Source organism: Streptomyces sp. NPDC001156 (genome assembly GCF_053598275.1).
The window spans coordinates 61,890-68,046 of the sequence record NZ_JBSFJX010000037.1; the positions used below are offsets into that span (position 1 = coordinate 61,890).

The window sequence follows — 6,157 nt, forward strand, 5'->3', positions numbered from 1 at the left end:
CCTATCGCCCGAGTACGCGGCGGAGCGCGCCGAGCAGTTCCTCCCGGGCCGACTCCTCGGTCTCGGGGGCGGTGGCGCGGCGCCAGGCGACGTAGCCGTCGGGACGCACGAGCAGTACGCCGCCCTCGTCCATCTCCGCGACACGGCTCCATTCGCCGTACGCGTCACGGCAGCCGGCCTCACCGATGCGCACGAACCGCAGCGGCACGCCGAGTTCGTCCCGGCACGCCTCCGCCGCCGCCTCCCAGGAGCTGCCCGACAGACCGGTCAGCACGGTGAAGACGCCCTGGCCGACCACGTCGAGCGTGGAGATCCGCTCACCGCCGGATCCGACCATCCATGCGTGCGGAAGCTTGGCGCCCGGACGGGTGGTGGGCCGGGCCACCAACTCCGGGTCGGTCGACCAGTGTTCGTCCGGTCCGCCGTCGGGCACGACCGCACCGGACGCATAACGCTGGTTGAACTCGACGCCGTGCGCGTTGAATTCGTAGTTCTTGAGCTGCACGGCCTCCTCGAGTAGGCGCCGCTTCTTGGCACCCTCGGGTGTGCCGTCCCGCAGCGCCGCCAGACCTTCGGCGATGGTCTCCTCGTCGCTCCCGGCCCCGACGCCGAGCACGTCGAAGATGGGGCCGAACTGGTCACGGCTGAGGTTGGCCCGCTCCACGATCTGCCGCCCCACGGGGGCGCGTTCGGCCGTGTAGCTGTCGAGCAGCTCCGGTCCCGCCTCCCCGCGCACCACCATCGCGAGCTTCCACGCCAGGTTGTAGGCGTCCTGCACGGAGGTGTTGGAACCCAGGCCGTTGGACGGCGGGTGCCGGTGCACGGCGTCGCCTGCGCAGAACACCCGCCCCGACGAATACACCGTGGCGTAGCTGTGGTTCACGGTCCACAACGAGGTCGACGTGATCTCCACCGGCAGCTCCGGGTCACCGATGAGGTCACGCACGATCCGGCGTGCCTCCTCCGCGTCCACGGCCGGCGGCGGCTTCTCGATGTCGTATCCCCACACCAGCAGCCACTCGTTCCACGGGCGGACCATACGGACCAGTCCCATGCCGATGCCACCCGTCTCCGCACCCGGCCTGAGCACCCAATACAGGACGCTGGGCCGGTGGGCGCAGTACCTCTCCAGGTCGGCCTTGAAGACGATGTTCATGCTGCCGGCCTTGCCCATCTGCCCGTCGAAGGACAGTCCGAGCTGCTCGGCCACGGTGCTGCGGCCGCCGTCCGCGCCGACCAGGTAGCGGGCGCGCACAGTGAACTCGTCGCCGCGGACCCGGTCGCGCAGGAGCGCCGTGACGCCGTCCTCGTCCTGGGTGAAGCTCAGGAACTCGGTGTCGAAGCGGACCTTGGCGCCCCGCGCTGCCGCGTTGCTCACCAGGATCGGCTCCAGGTAGGTCTGCGGCAGATCGATCATCTCGCAGGGACTCTTGGCCGTGTACTCGGTGAGCGAGTCCGGCCCCGTCCCCCAGCTGCGGATCCGGCCGATCTCCTCGCCGGCGAGAGCGGTGCACAGCACCGTGTCCCCCATGAGGTGCGACGGGCTGCCGGACGCCCGCGCCTCGGCCTCGACGCCGAGATCGCGCAGCACCTCCATAGTGCGCTGGTTGGTGATGTGGGCCCGCGGGGTGTTGGCCAGCCAGCCGTACTTCGTCACCAGCAGCGTGCGTATCCCGTACGTGGCCAGCAGCAGGGCGGCCGAGCCTCCGGCGGGGCCGCTGCCGACGACCAGGACGTCGGTGTCGTAGGTGTCCGTGCGTGTCATGGGGGCGCTCCTGGGTCAGCCGGCCAGCGGGGCGATGTGGAAGGTGTAGTCGAGCCGGCGCCACTCACCGTCGATGCGACGGCCGTCGGGGGTGGGGCCGGTGTGCGGCGTGAAGTCGACGACCAGTGCGTCCTTGACGCCGAACACGGTGTCGCTGTCCAGGTAGTCGCCGCCGACCACGAACAGCTGGGTGATGAGCCGCCGGTGACCGGCCGCGTCGATCATGAAATGGACGTGGGGAGCCCGGTAGGGGTGACGGCCCACCGCGGCGAGCATCTGCCCGACCGGGCCGTCGTCGGGGATCGGGTAGGCGGACGGCAGGATCGACCAGAAGGTGATCCGGCCCTCGCCGTCAGAGCGCAGCCGGGCACGGAGCACCGGCCCGTCCAGGTCGGGCAGTTGAACGTCGTAGAAGCCGTCCTCGTTGGACTGCCAGACGTCGACGACCGCGTCCTCGACGGGCTTGCCCGCCGTGTCCAGGATCCGCACGTCCACCCACAGCGGCGACCCGGGCAGGCCGCCGGAGATGTCGTTCCCCAGTGCGGTCTCCGGCGGGCCCTCCACGTAGAAGGGCCCGAGCACCGCGGACGGAGTGGTCTCGGGCGTACGGGAGTTGGTGAGCAGGTCGACGGCGCTCGAGACGCCGAGCGTGTCCGAGAGCAGCACGAACTCCTGACGGGTCGGGCCCGAGATCTGCCCGGTACGGGTGAGGAAGTCGATCGCGTACTGCCACTCGGAGTCGGTGAGGTCGTTGTCCTTCACGAAGCCGTGGAGACGGCGGACGAGATCGGTCAGGAGAACGCGCACGCGCGGATCCGGGGCCTCGGCGAAGCTGGCCACGACCTGATCGGTGAGAAGCGCCAACGGGTCGCCGGCCGTGGCGGGGCCGCCGGCCGGACGGCGTCCGTGCCAGGCGTCCGACAGCAGCGCCGCGACGCCCTCAGCGGTCACCTCGCGCGGATTCGGGTACGGGGTCGCGGCGGCTAGCTCGGCCGCGCGGGCCAGGCCCGACTCCGGCATGCCGAGGTCCCGCAGAGAGGTCGGGCCGCCGAGGGAGGTGACCAGGTCGTGGACGCCGGAGGGGGCGTCCGCCGTGCCGAGGGCGTCGGCGATCCTGCGCATCACCTCGGGCACCGCGGGCGCGTTGTAGGCCATGGCGTGCGGCAGGACGACGGTGTGCGTCTCGGCATGCGGCAGGTCGAAGCTGCCGCCGAGCGTGTGGCACAGCTTGTGGTGCAGGCCCATGCCGACGGTGGCGAGGCAGGTCCCCGCGAGCCACGCCGCGTGCAGCAGGTCGGCACGTGCTTCGGGGTCGGCCGGATCGTCGGCGAGCCGGGGCAGGGCCCGGGCGATACGGGAGATCGCGTCCAGGGCCTGCTGGTCGGTGAGGGGGTTGGCCTCGGCCGAGTACAGCGCCTCCACGGCGTGCGCCAGGGCGTTCACACCGCTCGTCACGGACAGCCCGAGGGGCAGGGTCGAGCTGAAGTTCACGTCGTAAACGACGGTCTCGGGCAGGATCGCCGCGGACGACTGCGTGACCTTGCGTCCGTCGCGCGTCTCGCCGAGTACGGGGGTCACCTCGGAGCCGGCGTACGTGGTGGGCAGGATCACCTGCGGCAGGTCCGTACGCAGGGCCAGCGCCTTCGACAGCCCGGTCGTCGAGCCGCCGCCCACGGCCACGAGGCAGTCGGCGGACGCGTCCCGCAGAACCGCGAGCGCCTGCTCCGTGACCTCGACCGGAGTGTGCATCACCGCGCCGTCGAACTCCGCCACCACCAGGTCGCCGAGCGCCTCGCGCACCCGGGCGGAGGCGTCCGCCGGCACGCGACTGGACAGCAGTAGTACCCGGGAGCAGCCGAGTCGCCCCACCTCCTCACGGAGTCTGTCGACGGTCCCGAATCCGAAGACGACCCGTGAGGACCGGGATGAATGAACGAACGTCCGCATTGAGTTCCGCCTCCGCGTGTGTCGGTGAGACGCACCGTGTGCTTGGCCATCGAGTGTGCGAGTTACGACAGGGTGAACGCCTGCACGATCGGCGCGTCGTCACTGCACGAAACGCGCACCGGAAGCGCCGACCCGGTCTCCGGGCCGGGGCGACACCGAGGTGGCATGCACACTGTGCACCCGGCGGTCACTCGTCGTCACCGCCGCGGGGCATGGCAGAGCCAGAAGTTGTACACGTCAACATCGGCGCGCCCTGGAGACAAACCTCAGCGACGCACGCAGACCACGAGCCGGGTGTCCATCGAGCTGATACGCCATCGGCTCCCGGCTGGTCTACGTACACTGACGGGCATGGCATGCCGCATCAGTGAGCTGGTCATAGACGCCGCCGACCCCGAGCGGCTCGCCGCTTTCTGGAGCGAGGTCCTGGGCTTCGTCGAACTCGGCCGGGAGGACGACGGAAGCATCGAGATCGGGCCGCCCGACGCCGGCTTCGGCGGCCCGCAGCCCACCCTCATCCTCAGCCCCAGCAGCGACCCGCGGGCCGGAAAACTCCGACTGCACATCGACGTCAACGCCACCGACCGCGACCAGGACGCCGAGCTGGAGCGGCTACTCGCTCTCGGCGCCAGGCCCGTCGACGTCGGCCAGACCGGCGCCGAGAACTGGCACGTCCTGGCCGACCCCGAAGGCAACGAGTTCTGCCTCCTGCACACCCGGCTCCAGCCCCTCTGACCGCGTGCGGCCAAGCGCCAAGCCGCTCGGCCGTCCGAATGAGGTCGAGAGTTCGCCCGTCGGTGTCAGCGCCCGAGCCTCGGCTCGAGTTCCGCACGCGCGGGGCACCGCACGGTGAGGTCCGGGCACGTGCGTGCCCGGACCCGTACCTTCTGCCCTGGCTATGCGGCGAGTGCGTGGCCGGGGTGCAGTACCACCTTGGTGTAGCCCTCGACCCGCTTGTCGAACTTCTCGTACGCCTGAGGCGCCTGGTCCAGCGGCAGTTCGTGGGAGACCACGAAGCTCGGCTTGGCCCGTCCAGCGATGATCATGTCCCGCAGCTGGCGGTTGTACCGCTTGACGTTGCACTGGCCGGTGCCCATCTTCTGGCCCTTCTCGAACATCCTGCCGATGGAGACCAGGAGTTGGCCGTGCTTGGCGTGCTCGTCGGGTCCTCCGGGATCGGAGGGGACGTACAGACCCGGGACGCCCAGCCTGCCGGTCGCCCGTACCGTGTCGACGAGCGCGTTCAGGACGATGGCGGGCTCCTCGTGGCTGGCGTCGTGTGCCTGCGCCTGGTAGCCGACGGCGTCCACGCCCTTGTCGGTCCCTTCTCCGTCCGTCCGGGCCTTGATCTGCTCGGCGGGATCGCCCTTGGTGAAGTCGATGGGTATGGCCCCGATCTCCTCCGCCTTGGCGAGCCGCTCGGGCACCCGGTCGACACAGAACACCTTGGACGCACCACGAAGCAGGGCCGAGTACGCGGCCATCAACCCCACCGGTCCAGCGCCGTACACGGCCACGCTCTCGCCGGGCGACACCTGGGCGAGCTCGCATCCGTGGTAGCCGGTCGGGAAGATGTCGGCCAGCAGCACGAAGTCGGTCTCGAACTCTTCCCCGGGCGGCAGCTTCAGGCAGTTGAAATCGGCGAAGGGCACCCGCAGACGCTCCGCCTGACCGCCCTTGTACGGGCCCATTGCCACGTAGCCGTAGGCTCCGCCGGCGAAACCGGGGTTGACCGTCAGGCAGAAGCCGGTCTCCCCGGCGAGGCAGTTCTTGCAGAACCCGCAGGCGACGTTGAAGGGCATCACGACACGGTCGCCCTTGGCCAGGGAGACGACACCCGGGCCGGTCTCCTCCACGATGCCGAGGTTCTCGTGCCCGAAGACGATGCCCGGCTCGGCCGCCGTACGGCCTTCGTACATGTGCAGGTCCGATCCGCAGATCGCGGACGATGTGACCCGTACGACCACGTCGCTCGGATGCTGGATCTGTGGGTCGTCGACGTCCCTCACGGCCACACTGAAGGGCTTCTCATAGACGACGGCTTTCACCTGGTCACCTCCGCGTCCATGCGCTCGATGACGGCGGCGACCTGAGAGCCGGTACCGGGAGGGCGCCCACGGAGAAACGGGCCTCGGCCTGCGCCGTGGCCCCGGGTGGTCTCGCTTCACCGCCGGATTACTTCCAGGTAACGCCCGTGCGGCAGGGGCCGCAACCCGCGTCGCAGGGGCTCGCACGGTCCGCGGCGTCGGGCGCGCGACGCGCTACGACGTCGGCGGCGGGAGTGACCCGGCCCGGGACCTGGACCGGGCGTACCCCCTTCACCAAATGCCTCCGAGGACGCCCCGGCCTCCAGGCCGGGGAGGAATCGGACCCCTGCGGAGCAGGGCAGGAAACGGGGTTTCGCCCCCAGGGCGAAAGACCGCCCACATGATCGGGTAAGGTGTG

4 protein-coding genes are annotated in these 6,157 nt (G+C 70.3%); 1 reads left to right on the top strand and 3 read right to left on the bottom strand.

Going from position 1 to position 6,157, the window contains the following annotated elements; translation table 11 throughout:
* Window position 1 precedes the first annotated feature (1 nt).
* Entirely contained in the window at window positions 2-1,765 is a 1,764-nt protein-coding gene (locus ACWDA7_RS19825) for an FAD-dependent oxidoreductase (RefSeq protein ID WP_450605562.1), read from the bottom strand.
* Window positions 1,766-1,780: 15 nt separating this feature from the next.
* The gene (locus tag ACWDA7_RS19830) at window positions 1,781-3,712 is read right to left on the bottom strand and encodes a maleylacetate reductase and hydroxyquinol 1,2-dioxygenase domain-containing protein (protein WP_450605563.1); all 1,932 of its coding nucleotides are present in this window, start codon (window positions 3,710-3,712) and stop codon (window positions 1,781-1,783) included.
* 351 nt (window positions 3,713-4,063) lie between these two features.
* Here ACWDA7_RS19830 and ACWDA7_RS19835 point away from each other — a divergent pair, with 351 nt between their 5' ends.
* Window positions 4,064-4,447 carry a VOC family protein gene (locus tag ACWDA7_RS19835; protein WP_360997297.1) on the top strand — a complete coding sequence of 128 codons (384 nt, stop codon included), beginning with the start codon at window positions 4,064-4,066 and terminating at the stop codon, window positions 4,445-4,447.
* 161 nt (window positions 4,448-4,608) lie between these two features.
* On the opposite strand, the gene ACWDA7_RS19840 is transcribed toward ACWDA7_RS19835, so the two are convergent.
* Window positions 4,609-5,760 (bottom strand): glutathione-independent formaldehyde dehydrogenase, encoded by a 1,152-nt coding sequence (locus tag ACWDA7_RS19840; RefSeq protein WP_359392750.1) that lies wholly within the window; start codon window positions 5,758-5,760, stop codon window positions 4,609-4,611.
* Window positions 5,761-6,157 lie beyond the last annotated feature (397 nt).